Origin of the sequence: Proteiniphilum sp. X52 (genome assembly GCF_003712195.1) — a bacterium.
Taxonomy (GTDB): domain Bacteria; phylum Bacteroidota; class Bacteroidia; order Bacteroidales; family Dysgonomonadaceae; genus Proteiniphilum.
On sequence record NZ_RDSD01000001.1, the window covers coordinates 459,082 to 476,594 of the forward strand.

Consider the following 17,513-nt stretch of genomic DNA (forward strand, 5'->3'; position numbering starts at 1 on the left):
GGACGTTTTAATATATATGGACAAAGAACAATTAGCGGATAAATTAGCGGATATCGCGCCATTGCATGCGACAACCCTGCGAAATACGAAGAGTTGCCGGGGATGTACCCCCCATAATAACAAACTCCATGTCTACGACTGGCTACACGATTTCCCTGAGTTGCAGAAAACCACAAAGATGGTGGAGGTGCAGTTCAAAAACACCCGTAAAGGCTATTATATCAACAGTAATGACCTTCCACTTGAACAGGGTGATATAGTGGCCGTAGAAGCCTTACCCGGACATGATATTGGTACTGTCACACTGACCGGAAAACTGGTCGAGTTGCAGATGAAGAAATACAACTTCCGGGACGACGCCAACGGAGGACTGAAGCGGATTTACCGGATAGCGCGCCATGCCGATCTGGAGAAGTACGAACAGGCGAAGGCGCGTGAACAGCCCACCATGATCCGATCCAGGGAGATAGCCGAAGAGCTGGGTTTGAAGATGAAAATAGGCGACGTGGAATACCAGGGCGACGGCAACAAAGCCATTTTCTATTATATTGCGGACGAGAGAGTCGACTTCCGCCAGCTAATCAAAGTGCTGGCCGCCGAATTCAGGGTAAAGATCGAAATGAGGCAGATAGGCGCGCGTCAGGAAGCCGGCCGCATTGGCGGAATTGGCCCCTGCGGGCGCGAGATGTGCTGTAGCCGGTGGATGTCGAACTTCGTGTCGGTCTCCACTTCTGCCGCCAGGTGCCAGGATATCTCCATCAATCCGCAGAAACTGGCCGGACAATGCGGAAAGCTGAAGTGTTGCATGAACTACGAGGTAGATGCTTATGTGGAGGCGCAACGCGCACTGCCTTCGCGCGAAATTGTACTCGAAACCAAAGACGGCAGCTACTACCATTTCAAGACCGATGTTTTCTCCGGCAAGATGACCTATTCTTCCGACAAACACAATGCTGTCAATTTGGTGACGATCCCCAAAGATCGCGTATTCGAGATCATCAAGATGAACAAAAACGGGGAAAAACCACTGAAATTGACGATGGAGACGGAGGAGAAATCCGGCGGTGACGGAGCATATCCGGGAGACATCCTTGGAGAGCAAAGCATTACCCGTTTCGATGACCAGGGAGAGAATCAGGGTAAGAGAAGACGCAAACCCCGTAAAAGACGGACTGATCATCTCTTGGAAAACAGAAAACCCAGAAACAGAAGATCTCCGGGTGAGAACAAAGAGTAATATCTCTATACTATTTGCCGGCCTGTTTTTTACCCTTCTTGCCTCCTGCTCGGGGAAAGAGGTTTACTCCCGGTTTCACCATATTGAGAATGGAAAGTGGTGTCGCGACTCTGTGCTTGTTTTTGAGATAGACTCATTGGCGCGCCCTTACGGCGCGGGATATGATGTGACGGTGGAGTTGACCACCAATCGCGGTTATCTTTACCGCGATCTCTGGCTACTCATAGATCAGAATCTGACCGATTCACTTGTCCGTACCGATACGCTCCACTGTCTTCTGGCCGATGAATACGGAAAATGGCTGGGGAGCGGTGCCGGAGGATTGAACCAGTTGTCTTTGCCTTATCGAACTTTCATCCCGCGGGATTCAGTATATAACTACCGGCTGATGATCCGCCAGGGGATGGATGAAGATCAGTTGCGCGGAGTCGAGAAAGTAGGAATTAAGATCATTGAGACGGGCGGGGAAAGTTGATAATATTTTATCGGAAGTGTCATGAAAGTCGTTTTTATCGGATCGGGAAATGTGGCTACCCATATGGCTTTGGCACTGAAAGAAGCGGGCAATGCGATTGTACAGGTGTATAGCCGTACGTTGGAGAATGCGAAATTGCTTGCCGATAGGGTGGGAGCTGAACCGGTTGACAATCTCAAGGATCTCAATCGCGCTGCCGACTTTTATATCTTTTCTGTAAAAGATGATGTGTTGCCGCGGATCGTAACCCAGATGCCGTCGACCACAGGCATATGGGCACATACGGCAGGTAGCGTTCCCGTTTCGGTGCTTTCCCCGCACACAAAGAGGGGAGCCCTTTACCCGTTACAGACATTCAGCAGGGAGAGAGAGGTGGATTTTCAGGATATCCCGCTCTTTATAGAGGGAGAAAGTGGTGAAACCGCAACGCTGTTGAAAGAACTGGCGGAAATGATATCGGCAAACGTCCGTTTCCTTTCCGGAGATAAGCGGCGTATCCTCCACCTCGCTGCCGTTTTTGCCTGTAATTTTGCCAATCATATGTATACGCTTGCCTCGGAAATAATGAGTGAGGAGGAAATTCCGTTTTATCTGCTCAATCCGTTGATTAACGAAACAGCTGCCAAAGTGATACTCATGGAGCCTAAGGCCGCCCAGACCGGACCAGCCGTGCGGTCCGATGAGAAAGTGATGCAAAAACATCTGGAGTTGTTAAATGATCCCCTGAAGAGAGAAATTTATTCCCTTGTAAGCAGGAGTATCCATATAGTTTCTGGAAATCGATGAGCGAATGCGACTCAGAATGTCAGATGAGATCCATTACCATACGTGCTGGATTGAAATTCGTTTATATTATCCATTCCCCCATAGTGGCCGATATTCAATCTTTTGAAGTTTAAAATAATGAAAACTATTTGGCGTTTGGTGCTTAAGGTGAAAAATTAACATAGAAAAATTGAGTTCTTGAAAAACAACTGTTACTTTTGTGACAGAGAATTAAAACCACATCTAATAATGGGTAAAGTCAAGGGTTATGTGGAGGTGAATACCGATCGTTGCAAGGGGTGTAATCTCTGCGTTGTATCATGTCCTACCGACACGTTGGATTTACAGCCGCGCGAAGTGAACGATCGCGGTTATCACTATGCATATATGAAGAATCCCGACGAATGTATCGGATGCGCGAATTGTGGATTTGTATGTCCGGAAGGATGCATAACGGTCTATCGGAAGAAGGTGGTATGATCGCTTTCCGAAAGAGAATGGTAACAAAACTAATATTATGTCAGAAGAAATTTCTTTGATGAAGGGAAACGAAGCGATAGCCCATGCAGCTATCCGCTATGGGGTGGATGGTTATTTCGGTTATCCCATCACTCCTCAGTCGGAAATAATTGAGACACTCATGGAAGCCGCTCCCTGGAAAACGACAGGGATGGTGGTATTGCAGGCCGAAAGCGAGGTGGCTGCCATCAATATGGTCTATGGAGGTGCTGCCTGCGGTAAATACGCTATGACCAGCTCTTCCAGCCCTGGTGTCAGTCTCAAGCAGGAAGGAATCTCTTATATGGCGGGAGCAGAATTGCCTTGCCTGATTGTGAACGTGCAACGGGGCGGCCCCGGTTTGGGGACGATCCAGCCATCACAGGCCGACTATTTTCAGACGGTAAAAGGGGGTGGGCATGGAGATTACAAGTTGATCACCCTTGCCCCCAACTCCGTGCAGGAGATGGCCGATTTCGTGGCGCTCGGTTTTGACCTGGCTTTCAAGTACCGCAATCCGGCTATGATACTGACCGATGGTATGATCGGGCAAATGATGGAAAAGGTAAGACTTCCCGCGTTCCGGCCTAGACGAACTGATGACGAGGTCAGGGCGCAATGTCCGTGGGCAACCCTCGGAAAAACACCGGACAGGGAACCCAATATCATCACATCCCTTGAACTCGATTCGGCACTGATGGAGAAGAATAACGAGCGATTCCAAGCAAAATACCGTCTCGTGGAAGAGAATGAAGTCCTTTATCAAGAGGTGAAATGCGGCGATGCCGACTACCTGTTGGTCGCTTTCGGATCCGCGGCACGTATCTGTTTAAAGACGATTGAAATGGCGCGGGATGAAGGAATTAGGGTGGGACTTCTCAGACCCATCACTTTGTGGCCCTTCCCCGATAAGATATTGCATCGCTATGCGGATAAGGTGAAGGGAATCCTTACGGTGGAACTCAATGCCGGACAGATGGTGGAGGATGTGCGCCTTGCGGTGAACGGGAAAATACCCGTGGAACACTACGGACGATTGGGAGGAATCGTGCCCACCCCCGATAGTGTGCTTGATGCGTTGAAAGAAAAAGTGGTCAAATAGATAAATCGCAAAAAATGGATCCCAAAATAAGAAATATATTCATGGTGTTGTTCATGCTTGCATTTCTGGCGACAATAATAGTCTATTTCTCTTCTAATCAGGATGTGAGACTCACTTGGTATTTCGGGGGAGCGGCCATACTGTTTTATCTTATATATAGATTCAGTAAAAAGTGAAGAGTGAAGAGTGAAGAGTGAAGAATTAAGAATGAAGAATGAAGAGTGAAGAGTGAAGAATGAAGAATGAAGAGTTAATTGCTATAATTCATTCTTCTTCATTTCTCCAGTTCTCCAGTTCTCCAGTTCTCCACTTCTCAGTTCCCAGTTCCCAGTTCCCAGTTCTCAGTTCCCAGTTCCCAGTTCTAAATTCTCAGTTTCAAGTTCTAAAAAAAACAATATGAATGCAAGCGACATAGTAAGTCCCGAAAATCTGGTTTATATAAAGCCGGAGTTGATGAACGACAATCATATGCATTACTGCCCGGGGTGTTCCCACGGGGTAGTGCATAAAGTGGTGGCAGAGGTGATCAAAGAATTGGGCTTGCAGGAAAAGACCATTGGTATCGCGCCGGTGGGATGTGCTGTTTTTGCCTATAAATACCTCGATATCGACTGGCAGGAGGCGGCCCATGGACGAGCGCCCGCCTTGGCAACGGCCGTCAAACGGTTGTTACCCGACAGAATGGTATTTACTTATCAGGGCGATGGTGACCTCGCCGCTATCGGTACTGCGGAAACCATCCATGCGGCCAATCGTGGAGAGAATATAACCATCATCTTTATTAATAATGGTATCTACGGAATGACAGGAGGACAAATGGCTCCCACCACCCTGGGCAACATGGTGACCTCTACCAGTCCCGACGGACGTGATGTGCAAACTATGGGAGGCCCCCTGAAGATACTCGATATGCTGGCGCTCCTTGATGGCGTTTGTCTTGCTACCCGCGTGAGTGTTCATACTGCTGCAGCTGTGAAAAAAACGAGACGGATGATCAAGCTTGCGTTTGAAAATTCAATGGCAGGGAAAGGAACCTCTATCGTGGAAGTGGTTTCTACCTGTAATGCCGGGTGGAAAATGACCCCGGCTGCGGCGAACGACTGGATGGTGGAAAATATGTTTCCGGTATTTCCTATTGGCGATTTGAAAAACATCTAAAGCAATAACAAGATAGAATGTTACAGGAGATAGTCATTTCAGGTTTTGGAGGGCAGGGTGTGCTCTCTATGGGGAAGATTCTCGCCTATTCGGGAATCATGGAGGATAAAGAAGTATCATGGTTTCCGGCATACGGGCCGGAGCAACGGGGCGGTACCGCCAATGTTACTGTCATTATTTCCGATGAACCCATCAGCTCGCCTGTGGTAAACAAGTATGATATCGCGATTGTACTGAACCAGCCTTCGCTCGAAAAATTTGAGGATAAGGTGAAACCGGGTGGAGCGTTGATCTATGACGGCTACGGTATCCACAAAAAAGTGGAACGAAATGATATTAACGTATTCCGTATAAACGCGATGGACGAGTCCATGAGAATGAACAATACCAAAGTGTTCAATATGATCGTGTTGGGAGGGTTACTCAAAATATCACCCATGGTGGATGTTGAAAATGTGATGGAAGGGCTGAAAAAATCTCTCCCGGAACGGCATCATAAACTTTTGCCCATGAACGAAGAGGCCATCCTTCGTGGGATGGAGATCATCCAACTGGAGCAGAAAGCGGTCTGATCAGTATTATTCCAATCTGGAGCCGTGCTGGTTTTGTCAGCCCGGCTTCATTATTTCTTGCCAAACGGCCACCAACTCCACCTTTTTGATTTCTTTCCATCAGTAGCCTGTTCCGGCTCCACATCAGCTTTTTGGGGTGTCCCCACTCGTTTTGTATCTGAGAATTTCCTCCCAGATGGACTTTTTCTGGAAGTATCTGTGGCCGGAGAATCGGAATTCCGTGGTGGCCTTTGTTTACGGGATCTTTCTGAGTTACTTTGTCCCCGGGACGATCCCTGTTCTCTTTCTCCGGATACCCCCTGTTGTTGCGGAGTTCCTTCCCTTTTAGGTCCATGCTGTTTCTGGCGTGCCCCTTGTTTTTGTGATGCTTGTCCTTGTCTCAGGTTTTTCCCGGCGCGAGGAGCCTCGTTTTGCGGTGGAGTGCCTCCGGGATGTGATACTTCGTTTTCCCGGGTTTGTCTCTCCGGGCGAGACGCTCCCTCCTCTTTCCGGACATTCCGATCCGGACGGGATCTGTTGCTTCTTCCTGATCCCCTGTAATTTTCAGGTTTTTCCGCATTTCCGGGATCTCCTGATTTCTCCGGTTTTCCTCCCGCCAATTTTCCGCCTTTCCTACCCGATTCTTTCCCTTTTCTTCCACCTCCTTTGGATGAACGAGAGGATATGCCACCTCTTCTGTTGTCACGGACAGGGTTATATTCCGGTGTCTCGCCTAATTCCGACGGTACAGGAATGCGGTAGATTCTTTTCCCCAGAAATTCTTCGATCTTGGAGAAACGATATTGCTCATCAGGTGATACAAAGGTGATGGCCATACCCGAATCGCCGGCGCGGGCCGTACGGCCGATGCGGTGTACGTAATCTTCCGCGTCGTAAGGTACATCAAAGTTGATTACCAGGGTGATATCATCAATGTCGATGCCACGGGCAACAATATCAGTGGCCACCAGGATATTCACCCGTTCATTCTTGAACTCATGCATCACATGGTTGCGCTGAGACTGATCCAGATCGGAGTGCATCTCTCCTGCCGACAATCCCATGTGTGTTAATATCTTGGCGATCTCTTTCACTTTCTGTTTAGAACCGGAAAAGAGAATTACCTTATTGGGCGCTTTCTCTTTGAAGAGATACTTGACAATATTGATCTTCTGCGCCTCATGGCAGATGTAGGCCGATTGCAGGATTGTTTCAGGCGGACGCGAAATGGCAATGGTGATGTCTGCCGGATCGCGCAGGATGCTCTTTGCCAGTTGCTGTATCTTGGGCGGCATGGTCGCCGAGAACATGATGGTCTGCCGTTCTTTGGGAAGCAGCTTTTCAATCTTCATGATATCATCATGGAATCCCATGTCCAGCATCCGGTCCGCCTCATCCAGGATAAAGTATTTCACCCCCGAAAAATCGATATTATATAGATTGATATGCGACAGAAGCCTTCCCGGCGTGGCGATTACCACATCAGCGCCGCTCATCAATCCTCTTTTTTGTATATCCCATGCTTCTCCGTCGTTACCACCATACACAGCGACCGAGGAGAAAGGCGTGAAATAGGAAAAACCCTCCATCTGTTGGTCAATCTGCTGGGCCAGTTCTCGTGTCGGAGCCATCACGATGGCATTGATCTTCCCTTCATCGTGCGCGTCGGTCTGCAGGTTATTCAGCAAAGGCAGCAGAAAAGCCGCGGTCTTCCCTGTGCCGGTCTGGGCGCAGGCGATTACATCCTTTTTCTCAAGGATCACGGGAATGGCCCGCTCCTGTATGGGGGTAGTCTCTCTGAAGTTCATTGCCTGCAGGCCTTCCTGCAGGGTGTCGCAAAGGGGTAGTTCGGTAAATAACATGACTCATTGATAGTTTACACAAAGATACAATGAATAATTGATTTTTTCGGAATCAGTGAAAAATAATGTGACACAGCTGTTTTTTCTTTCCAAAAATAGTTATACCTTTGCACTCGCTTTTGAGCAAAACCAAGGAGAGATGGCAGAGTGGTCGATTGCGGCGGTCTTGAAAACCGTTGAAGTGAGAGCTTCCGGGGGTTCGAATCCCTCTCTCTCCGCTGAAACCGGCAGACCACGCCGGACAGTAACTGGACAAAAGCCTACAAGTCAATGATTTGTAGGCTTTTTTGTTTGTATTTTGTCCAGCATAAAAGACACCAAAAAGACCTCAAAAGACACAAATCTGTGCCTAAATCGTTACCGATTCCATACCGGACAAAAACGGTAACGATTTGTCCAAAAATGACCTCTTGCTGTCCAAATTTGTACAGCCTGTATATATCTCACAATTAATACATTAAAAGTAATTTTGTAACAATGAAAAGTGAGATTATGAAAAGTACATTCAAAGTCCTTTTCTACCTGAAAAAAAGGTCGGAAAAGCGTAATGGAGAGGTGTCGATTATGACAAGAATTACCGTTGATGGAAAAATTTGCCAGTTCAGTACGAAACAAAGCATCCTTCCCGAGAACTGGAATGTGAAAGCTGGAAAAGCCACAGGAAAGTCTGCCGGACAAATCAACAAGCTACTGGACGACATCGAAGCTTCCCTCAACCAAATCTACCAGGAGCAACAGCGGCGAGACAACTACGTTACTGCCGAAAAGGTAAAGAATGAGTTCCTGGGCCATTCAGAGAATCATGCGACATTACTGGATTTGTTTGGGAAGCACAACAACGATGTGAAACAACTCATCGGTATATCCAAATCCGCATCTACCCACCAAAAGTATGAAGTAACCCGGAAGCACCTTGAGAATTTTATAAGATACAAGTGCAATCTGTCGGATATTGCACTGCAAGAGATAAACCTAATGTTTATCACCGATTTTGAAGTGTATCTTAAAACGATCTGCAAATGCAATTCCAACACCACAGCCAAATTTATGCAGTTTTTTAAGCGCATCGTTCTGATTGCCCGAAATAACGGAATTATTATTGGAGATCCTTTTGCGAATTACAAAATCCGGCTGCAAAAAGTGGGTAGAGGCTATCTTACGGAAGATGAAATCAAAAAAAATACTAGAACTCAACCTTGTATCCGAAAGGTTGGAACATGTTCGTGATTTATTTATTTTTTCTTGTTTTTGTGGTTTGGCTTACATAGATGTGGCAGGTCTTAGAAAGGAGCATATCCGCAAATCGTTTGACGGCAACCTTTGGATTATGACCAAACGGGTGAAGACAGGCACAGATGTCAATGTTCCGTTATTGGATATTCCCAAAATGATCCTGGACAAGTATAAAAACAAGCTCCCAAATGGGGAAATCCTTCCAATAATCTGTCTAACCATGTCTGCATTGGAGTTTTACCATAGCAATGTTTACCGGTATGAGGTCTTTCATTGTTATAGTATTCCAACCAGACATCCACATCGGTTTGAAGTTCTTCCAGATTGTTATAAATCTTTTTACGGAATGCCGTGGCATAGAACTCATCCTGCATAGTCCTGTGGAACCGTTCGCAAATACCATTGGTTTGGGGACTCTTGGCTTTGGTCTTACTGTGTTCTATGTCTTAAAGTATTGATATAATTGGAGGAACATCACGGATAATATCAGATATTTCTTGTTCTTTCTCCTGAATTACAGAAGTTAGCTCTTCCGATATCTGATATATCCGATCCATCATTATTGTTATGCTTATATTTTGTTTTATCAGCGATGTAAATACATATCCAAGTGCTTGCCTGTTAGCGATATTCTGTCTGTAATTATATCTTTGGGATAACCTTCGAATATAATTTCTCCACCAGCTTTACCTGCACCAAGCCCCATGTCTATAATCCAATCTGCCTGACTGATAATATCCATGTTATGTTCGATGATAATAACCGTGTTTTTATCATCGACTAACTTTTCGAAAAGTTTAAGAAGTCTTGATATATCCGAACCATGAAGTCCTGTTGTCGGTTCATCAAAAACATATATATTCCCTTTATTCCCTAATTCGGTTGCAAGTTTCAGACGTTGGCGTTCTCCGCCTGAAAATGTGTTTAATGATTGCCCTAATGTCAGGTAATCCAATCCAACTTCACAAAGCCTGTCAAGTGGCTGTGTTATTTTCCACTCACTAAAAAAGACATTTGCTTCATTAATGGTCATTGCCATGATATCCGTAATGCTTTTTTCTTTCAGTTTGTATTGCAATACTTCCGGTTTAAATCCACTACCGTTGCAATGCTCGCAACGTACTTCCACTGCATCTAAAAAAGCGAGATCTGTCGAAATAATACCCAAACCTTTACATTCTGGACAAGCTCCATCCGAATTATTACTGAATAGCGATTGCTTAACTCTGTTCTCTTTCGCAAACAACATCCTTATTACATCCAATATGCCTGTGTATGTTGCAATGTTTGACCTTTTACTGCCACGTATGGCACTCTGGTCTATTACAACTATATCTTTATATTGATTGGTCAATGACTTGACAAGCGAACTTTTACCTGAACCTGCGACCCCTGTAATGACTGTTAGTATCTCTTTTGGGATTTGTACCGAGATATTTTTCAAATTGTGAAGAGAACTATTCTTCACAAAAAGATAATCCGATGCTTTTCTGTATTTGTCTTTGAGATAATTCTTACGATTGAGATAATACCCTGTTGGCGTTTCTGCTTTTTTCAAGTCTTCAAAATTACCTTCATAAACAATATTACCCCCATCGTTACCTGCTCCGATTCCCATATCAACAATATGGTCGGCAATGGCTATCACATCCGGATCATGTTCTATAATCAGGACTGTATTACCTTTGTCCCGTAATTCGATTAACAGTTTATTCAATCGTTCTACATCGTTCGGGTGTAATCCGACACTTGGCTCATCGAATATATAAGTGAGATCGGTCAAACTACTTCCTAAATGCCTGACGAGCTTAATTCGTTGCGATTCTCCACCCGACAATGAAGATGTTTCCCTGCTTAAAGTCAAATAACCTAAACCAATAGCCATTAAGTTTTCAAGATTCTCAATAATAGCACTCAATAGTGGTGTTACAGAACTATTGGCTAATGTTCTAATAAATTCAAGAAGATCATCGACCTGCATGTTACAACAATCTGCGATATTCTTTTCTTCTATTTTGCAGGTCAATACCTTTGGATTCAGCCGACTTCCGTTACATTCTGGACAAATACCTTGCTTTACGACTTCTCTGTATCGGGATGCGTTCTTCCCTCCAATTTCTTTCGACTCTTTTTTAAAGAAGCTACGTTCAAAACGTGGTAAAATTCCTTCATATATACCTGTTTTCGGAAATCGGGGATCAGCCTTCGTTAGCTTCAATCCATTTGCATAAACAAGATTATACCATTCTTCTTCTGTATAATCCTTTATCTTCTTATCGTTGTCAAACAGACCTGAATATACATAACGCGTCCAACGCCATCCACCGACTTCAAATGTTGGAAACCTTATTGCTCCTTCATTTAATGACTTTTCCTTATCTATCAATTCATTCAAATCGACGATGCTCGTTTTACCCAAACCCTCGCAACAAGAACACATCCCTTGAGGATTGTTAAATGAGAAAACAGTGGAATGACCGACAAATGGTTTCCCTATACGAGAAAACAATAACCTTAAAAGCGAATATATATCGGTGATTGTTCCAACAGTTGAACGGGCATTTCCTTCTATCTTTTTTTGATTGACAATAATTGCCACAGCTAAGTTTTCTAAACTATCGACATCGGGTTTCCCATATTGCTGTAACCGATGACGAATAAAGCTATCATAAGTTTCATTCAAGAGCCTTTGCGATTCAGCAGCAATCGTATCAAACACCAATGAAGTCTTCCCTGAGCCAGATACTCCGGTAAATACGGTTATCTTCTTTTTGGGTATCCTGACTGAAACATCTTTCAGGTTATTTTCTCGTGCACCCTTGACTATGATTTCATTTTTACTCATATTATGAACTTTATTTTTGTAAAGGTAGCACGTTCTAATCTCTTGAACAATAAGGGATAAATCTTTCACCCCATGATAAATTTATCCCTATTTGACTAATAAATGATTATCTTTGTAATAGAATAAATAACAAAGAAGGAATTTTATGTATGTAAAGAAAAATCCGATGGATTATTCCGATTGTTCAGTACGTATTGCAATCGATATTTTATCCTCAAGTTGGAATGCGTGGCTGATATCGGAAATAGATAAAGGAGTTGCAAGACCATGCGACTTACAACGCAGTATAAGTGTTGCCCCCAAACGTGTATTGACAAAGCAATTAGGGGAATTAGAAAAGATGGGGATATTGAAAAAGAAAATATATCCGGTACTGCCGATGAAGGTAGAATATTATCTGACTGAAGCAGGTAAAGAGTTGATCCCAATCATTGACCAGTTATGGCAATGGGGTGATAAATACAAAGAAGGTTTTCTTAAAAGAACTGAAAGTAAATGATTTATAATCTATTCGATGTTTTTAAATTTCAGATATTATTCTAAGATAGAAGATTTTCTTTTGCACTGGGATTATGCTGAAAGATAGCCCCAACAATTTGGCAATTATTCAATTCTTTACAATCTCCACAGGTATTAAATCCTTTTTCATCTACACATTTACGAATTTCACATAGATTGCTGCAAAATACAGTTTTTGCTCCGTCAAAACGGCATCCCATACAATTAATATGCTCTGCTGTTATTTCCGTATTGTTCAATTCACTCCATTTTTGAGCAGTTTTTTCTCTTAGCTCATTGTCATTTGTGACAGTAGCTATGCGGGCATCGCAACTTTCGCAATCTAATCCGCAACATGCAATTAATTGTTTCATCAATTTTTATTTATTATGCATGAAGATACTCAATCTTTCTGTTTATCCAAAGTCTAACTGCTTTGTTTAGTGCAAGGTGCAAGTATCTATATATAGATAAGCTTGCACCTTGCACTAGCTCTAAAATATTAATAATCAAAACTCTTTTATATAAAGAAAGAATGAGTAACTTTGAACCTGAGTTTTATGGCGACAACAGCAGACTAAGAGAAGTCAGGAGCAACACTTTTTTGAGCGCTCCTAATCGTACCCCATAGACCTTAAAATAGAAATAAAATATTGAACTTCAATAGGGTGGAGGTGCTGGTTCATCGACCTCTCTCCGCTGGGAGGTCTGGACAAAACCAGACAACAAACGGACAAAAACCTACAAGTCAATAACTTGTAGGTTTTTTTGTTTCTACTATGCCCATCATAAAGGACACGAAAAAGCACCAAAAAGACACAGTTTTGTGCCTAAATCGTTACCGATTCCGTTCCGGACAAAATAGGTGACGATTTGTCCGAATTTGACCTCTCGCTGTCCAAATTTGTACAGTCTGTATATATCTCACAATTAATAGATTAAAGGTAATTTTGTAACATTAAAAAGTGAGGTTATGAAGAGTACATTCAAAGTCCTTTTTTACTTGAAAAAAGGCGCAGAAAAGCGAAATGGAGAGATAATTATTATGGCAAGAGTTACCGTTGACGGGAAAGTCTGCCACTTCAGTACGAAACAAAGCATTCATCCCGACAACTGGAACGTAAAAGCCGGAAAAGCCACCGGTAAGTCATCCGTACAAATCAATAAGCTACTGGATGATATCAAGGCATCCCTGAATCAAATCTACCACGAACAGCAACGGCGTGATAACAATGGGCTTATTTAGGGCGACCCTTTTGCAAATTATAAAATCCGCTTACAAAGGGTTGACTGTGGCTATCTTACAGAAGATGAAATCAAAAAAAACCTTGAACTCGACTTGGTTTCCGAAAGACTGGAACACGTCTGGGATTTATTTATCTTTTCCTGCTTTTGCGGTTTGGCATACATCGATGTAGCCGGACTTAAAAAGGAACATATCCGTAAATCATTTGACGGAAATCTATGGATTATGACGAAACGGGTGAAGACCGGAACGAATGTCAATGTTCCGTTGCTGGACATTCCGAAGATGATTTTGGATAAATATAAAGACCGGTTACCTCATGGTAAAATTCCGTCAATTCCGAAGGCAAAACCAATGAAGCGACCAAAAAGGTGGATGAACCTTTGAAAAAAGGCCAGACCCAGCTTACCGAAAAACAGGTAGAGAAGCAGGAAAAAAATGAAGCCAAAGAAAATAAGCAGTCAGGAACTCCAAAGAAATCAAGGAGATACAAAATGTAATAATTCGTATCTTTGCCACAGAAAGTTCCATTATGAATAGATTTTATCCTATCGTAATTGAGATTTTTTTGTGGTTAGCACCCGGTGGGAACGCTGGGTGCTGTTTTAATAATGTATTGACGTATGGAAACTGATAATAAATTTATAGCGTACTTCGATTTTCTGGGGTACAAAAGTTTTATAATGAATAACTCCACAGAAGAGGTCAAAAGACGGCGGGGACATATTTTCAGAGATACTGAAAATGCTATTGGAAAAGGTAAATTGATAGAAGCTCCATATGGCTATATTGCCGATATAAATAGGTCAAAAATAAATAACAATTTACGTTACTTTCAGCCGAAGATAAAATTCTATGTTTATTCCCTATGTTTTTCGGAAATTCCGTTTTTTATAATAGGCGAGATTTCGTCTGTATGAGTTATTACTAATTGGTGCATTGCTCTCGTACATGAAATATATAACATACTTCTATCAATGTCATTTTTGTAGTTTGACTTATTTACAAAAGGGATTATTACACTATCAAATTCAAGCCCTTTCGATAAATACGCATTTGTCAAAATAACGCCATTGGAGAATGTTGTACAGTTTGAATCAAGTAAATAAATATCCACATTTTGTTTTTTAAATTTTTCAGATAAGAAAAATAGCTCTGTATCATTCTTGCAAATTATTGCTAGTGAGCTGTATTTTTTATTATCACAAAAACCTCTTGCTCTTTTAATTATTTCTTCAATTTCATCATTAGAATTATTAAATGATTGGATTACAGGTAACTCTCCATGCCTTTCAATGGCGATGAGGTCTTTATTATAGAATATTTTTTGAGCGAAATTTACGATTTCATAAGTTGAACGATAGCTGTTATTTAAGCAAACTAAATCGGCATAAGGGAAGATTTTAAGCATTCCAGTTATGTCGTTCTTTGTATAAGGGTTTAATGATTGATTGAAGTCGCCCAAAAACGTCATTTTGCAGTTAGTTGTTTTAGAGTGTAATTAGCAAATTTACAATGTACAAAAAATGGCAATGTTGAGTGTACAACTTTTGGCAATATCCAATGTACAGGTTTAACATTACATTAACTATCTCTTTTTTATTGTATTCAACTGTTTTTTTATTCTTTCTCAAGGAAAGTTTTCCGGTTGTCCATACGGTAACCGTTTCCCTCGAACCTGATCACCTCGCAACGATATAGCAGTCGATCCAGGATGGCTGTGGCTAACACTTCATCATCCAGTGTCTCCGCCCACTGGCTGGGTGACTTGTTAGTGGTGATGATGATCGAGCACTGCTCATGCAGGTGATTGATCAGATTGAACAGAGCCACCGCTTCACTCTTTTGCACCGGGAACATCATGATGTCATCTATGGCAATCAGGTGTGCCTTGGTGTATCGCTTGTAGGTGCTCATTGCCGATGAGATGATTTCTTTCCTGTTGAGCACGCCTATCAGGTCAGCCATGGTGGTAAAATAGGCCCTATAACCTTTCTTGATGGCATCATTGACCAGTCCCCCGGCCAGGTATGTTTTGCCCGTACCGCTTGGACCCATCAGCACCAGGTTGTATAGCTGATCGACCCAGAGCAGCTCCCTGAGCTGTGTCATCTGCCTTATGCCGATGCTGCCCGAGGCCTTGTGATCGTACTCGTCAAGCTCGTGTGCACGTGGCAGACGTGCCAGTTTGGTCCTGCGCCGGTAATCATTCAGCTGTCGCTGCTCTAGCTCTTTTATAAGCATGTTCTCCAGGAAGTCCGCGTATCCCGGTGTATCTATACTCGCCTGGTGAAGCATCGGCTGCAAGTTTTTGCTCAGGTATCCCAAACGAAGTATGCCGGCATATTGCTTCATGTTTTCTATCTGCTTCATAGCTCCATGATTTGATCGTACCGGTTTATCTTGCTTCTCTCGGGGATGTATGCATCCGTGTCATACTGACTTGTTTGAACACCGTCATGCAACACGCTTACAACAGGCAAGGGCATCTTCTCCCGGCGTTTTAACTCCCGGTAATGTGATGCGGCTTCTTTCAGGTAAAGGGCGTTGTGGAGCCCATTGTCGAGGCAGTAATCAAGTGCGCTGCCAACGATCTCCTCACCATATTCGCCCATCACCTCCCTTGTCATTTTCAGATTGTCTCTCAGATAACGGGGCTTATACTTGTGTATCTCCTCTATGAACAGGTGCAAAGTGTTGTTGCCCTTCCAGATCGATAGGACTTCCTGCTTGAAGACCTCGAGCCTGGAGTTCCGATCCCGTCGATAAGTTGTGCTGCCGATTACCTTGCCTTTTTCAAGACTGACGGGGTGCTCGGCCAGAAGGATGCCTTGCCGGTTGGAAAGCGAAAGGGTGCCATCCTTGACCTTGAGTAATACCTCCGGTCCCTTCCCGTTATAGGTGCCATATGGGACCCTGTAGAAGTTCCCCTTGTAACTGATTGTGTTATCTTTTCTCACCGTGTAGGTGGGAATCTCATCCCGGGGGATTGCCGGTGAGGGGCGAAAAAAGGAGAGATGCTCCTTTTCAATCAACCACACGTCATGGGGCAGGCGCTTCGTCGTGGCATGTTTGGTGCCGTTCGCCTTGCGCTCCAACCAGCTCAGGACTTCCTCGTTGAGGCGATCCATATCGTGAAAGGTACGCGCGCGAAGAAAGTTGTTTTTCACGTATCCTACCACGTTCTCAACCCGGCCTTTGCTCTGGGGATCGGCCTTGCGGCAGAACTCAACGCTGATACCACGTTCATCCCTGTAGCGACGAAAATCATCAGCCAGGAGATAATCGCCAAGGTTCTCACTTTTCAGAAACACCGAGTCCTGATCATAGAGAAGCTTCCCGGGGATACCCTCTATATACCTGAAGGCCTGCTCGTGAGCCTGGACGGCTGTTTTCCCGGTGAAGGGAGTTGTTTGGAAAAACACATATTTGTAGCGACTGCGTGACAGGACAAGGGCAAAAAAATAAACCCTGCGCCTACTGCCGTCCAAACGTCGCATCTGTGCTGTACCGAAGTCAACCTGCGCCTGGCTGCCATATGCAAACTCTTCCAGGGCTTCCGTCTGGCGGATCTTCTCCGGTACAGGGATCTTCTCCTGACGCCGCACGTGCTGGACAAAGTTGTATACAGTCCTTTTATAATAAGCAATCTGGATTCTTCATTTCGAATAATCGTATTCTGGTCTTTTTGTATGGTTGAAACAATATTCTTCATTTTATCGCTAGAAGATTTACTCAACTCTTCTTGCAGAATATTATCGTAAATGTGTTCGGACGAATCAAACATAAACTCCATCTCTCCATGTTTTATTCGATATTGCCTTTTTAGGCTTATTCTTCCTTGAATTTCTCCCACCGGTGCATTGTATTTTGCTTGCCCTAATCCATAATCATAAAACATATTGCTAATCGGAGTTCTCCAATCATATATGAGATTAATGTTATTTTCAAAATTATGAAATGGACGAATGCCAATGTAGATATTTATAGAATCCGATTTACCGTTTTCCCAAAAATCAATTCTACCAAAATACGGAGAATCA

14 protein-coding genes, 1 tRNA gene and 4 pseudogenes are annotated in these 17,513 nt (G+C 43.6%); 12 read left to right on the forward strand and 7 right to left on the reverse strand.

Annotation, left to right across the window (positions count from 1 at the left end):
- Positions 1 to 16 precede the first annotated feature (16 nt).
- From D7D25_RS01680 to D7D25_RS01710, 7 genes are all read left to right on the forward strand, one after another.
- The gene (locus D7D25_RS01680) at positions 17 to 1,237 is read left to right on the forward strand and encodes a regulatory iron-sulfur-containing complex subunit RicT (RefSeq protein WP_122967217.1); all 1,221 of its coding nucleotides are present in this window, start codon (positions 17 to 19) and stop codon (positions 1,235 to 1,237) included.
- Positions 1,221 to 1,712 carry a gliding motility lipoprotein GldH gene (locus tag D7D25_RS01685; protein ID WP_158602508.1) on the forward strand — a complete coding sequence of 164 codons (492 nt, stop codon included), beginning with the start codon at positions 1,221 to 1,223 and terminating at the stop codon, positions 1,710 to 1,712. Before D7D25_RS01680 ends, D7D25_RS01685 begins: the two co-directional genes overlap by 17 nt.
- Before the next feature lie 21 nt (positions 1,713 to 1,733).
- The gene (locus tag D7D25_RS01690) at positions 1,734 to 2,498 is read left to right on the forward strand and encodes a Rossmann-like and DUF2520 domain-containing protein (protein ID WP_122967219.1); all 765 of its coding nucleotides are present in this window, start codon (positions 1,734 to 1,736) and stop codon (positions 2,496 to 2,498) included.
- Between the two features lie 228 nt (positions 2,499 to 2,726).
- Entirely contained in the window at positions 2,727 to 2,957 is a 231-nt protein-coding gene (locus D7D25_RS01695; RefSeq protein ID WP_019539551.1) for a ferredoxin family protein, read from the forward strand.
- A gap of 37 nt (positions 2,958 to 2,994) precedes the next feature.
- On the forward strand, positions 2,995 to 4,077 hold the full coding sequence (locus tag D7D25_RS01700) for a 3-methyl-2-oxobutanoate dehydrogenase subunit VorB (protein WP_122967220.1): 1,083 nt from the start codon (positions 2,995 to 2,997) through the stop codon (positions 4,075 to 4,077).
- Between the two features lie 396 nt (positions 4,078 to 4,473).
- Positions 4,474 to 5,235, forward strand: coding sequence for a thiamine pyrophosphate-dependent enzyme (locus tag D7D25_RS01705; protein WP_122967221.1), 762 nt, complete (start codon positions 4,474 to 4,476; stop codon positions 5,233 to 5,235).
- Positions 5,236 to 5,252: 17 nt separating this feature from the next.
- Positions 5,253 to 5,807 (forward strand): 2-oxoacid:acceptor oxidoreductase family protein, encoded by a 555-nt coding sequence (locus tag D7D25_RS01710; protein WP_122967222.1) that lies wholly within the window; start codon positions 5,253 to 5,255, stop codon positions 5,805 to 5,807.
- A gap of 584 nt (positions 5,808 to 6,391) precedes the next feature.
- On the opposite strand, the pseudogene D7D25_RS18385 reads toward D7D25_RS01710, so the two are convergent.
- Positions 6,392 to 7,648: pseudogene (locus D7D25_RS18385) on the reverse strand (DEAD/DEAH box helicase); the annotation flags it as partial.
- 133 nt (positions 7,649 to 7,781) lie between these two features.
- Here D7D25_RS18385 and D7D25_RS01720 point away from each other — a divergent pair.
- Both D7D25_RS01720 and D7D25_RS01725 read left to right on the forward strand, forming a co-directional pair.
- Positions 7,782 to 7,866, forward strand: a tRNA-Ser gene (locus D7D25_RS01720).
- A 274-nt stretch (positions 7,867 to 8,140) separates the two neighbouring features.
- Positions 8,141 to 9,092: pseudogene (locus tag D7D25_RS01725) on the forward strand (phage integrase SAM-like domain-containing protein); the annotation flags it as partial.
- Here D7D25_RS01725 and D7D25_RS01730 read toward each other — a convergent pair.
- Positions 9,007 to 9,327: pseudogene (locus D7D25_RS01730) on the reverse strand (integrase core domain-containing protein); the annotation flags it as partial. The pseudogenes D7D25_RS01725 and D7D25_RS01730 overlap by 86 nt on opposite strands.
- Positions 9,328 to 9,467: 140 nt before the next feature.
- A complete protein-coding gene (locus tag D7D25_RS01735) occupies positions 9,468 to 11,726 on the reverse strand; it encodes an excinuclease ABC subunit UvrA (protein WP_122967224.1) in 2,259 nt (752 codons plus the stop codon).
- Between the two features lie 145 nt (positions 11,727 to 11,871).
- Between D7D25_RS01735 and D7D25_RS01740 the strand changes: the two genes are divergently transcribed.
- Entirely contained in the window at positions 11,872 to 12,225 is a 354-nt protein-coding gene (locus D7D25_RS01740) for a helix-turn-helix domain-containing protein (protein WP_122967225.1), read from the forward strand.
- Between the two features lie 40 nt (positions 12,226 to 12,265).
- Here D7D25_RS01740 and D7D25_RS01745 read toward each other — a convergent pair whose 3' ends face one another.
- Complete coding sequence (locus D7D25_RS01745; RefSeq protein WP_122967226.1) at positions 12,266 to 12,598, reverse strand: DUF3795 domain-containing protein; 333 nt, start codon at positions 12,596 to 12,598, stop codon at positions 12,266 to 12,268.
- A gap of 599 nt (positions 12,599 to 13,197) precedes the next feature.
- On the opposite strand from D7D25_RS01745, the pseudogene D7D25_RS01750 reads away from it, so the two are divergent.
- Both D7D25_RS01750 and D7D25_RS18390 read left to right on the forward strand, forming a co-directional pair.
- Positions 13,198 to 13,800 (forward strand): annotated as a pseudogene (locus tag D7D25_RS01750) (site-specific integrase); the annotation flags it as partial.
- Positions 13,801 to 13,841: 41 nt separating this feature from the next.
- Entirely contained in the window at positions 13,842 to 13,970 is a 129-nt protein-coding gene (locus D7D25_RS18390; RefSeq protein WP_255417133.1) for a hypothetical protein, read from the forward strand.
- A gap of 359 nt (positions 13,971 to 14,329) precedes the next feature.
- Here the strand turns inward: D7D25_RS18390 and D7D25_RS01755 are convergent, their stop codons facing one another.
- From D7D25_RS01755 to D7D25_RS01765, 3 genes are all read right to left on the reverse strand, one after another.
- Entirely contained in the window at positions 14,330 to 14,944 is a 615-nt protein-coding gene (locus tag D7D25_RS01755; protein ID WP_122967227.1) for a 3'-5' exonuclease, read from the reverse strand.
- Between the two features lie 146 nt (positions 14,945 to 15,090).
- On the reverse strand, positions 15,091 to 15,843 hold the full coding sequence (istB, locus tag D7D25_RS01760; protein WP_122967228.1) for an IS21-like element helper ATPase IstB: 753 nt from the start codon (positions 15,841 to 15,843) through the stop codon (positions 15,091 to 15,093).
- Positions 15,840 to 16,970, reverse strand: a complete 1,131-nt coding sequence (locus D7D25_RS01765) for a DDE-type integrase/transposase/recombinase (protein ID WP_158602509.1) — start codon at positions 16,968 to 16,970, stop codon at positions 15,840 to 15,842. Before D7D25_RS01765 ends, istB begins: the two co-directional genes overlap by 4 nt.
- Positions 16,971 to 17,513: the final 543 nt, after the last annotated feature.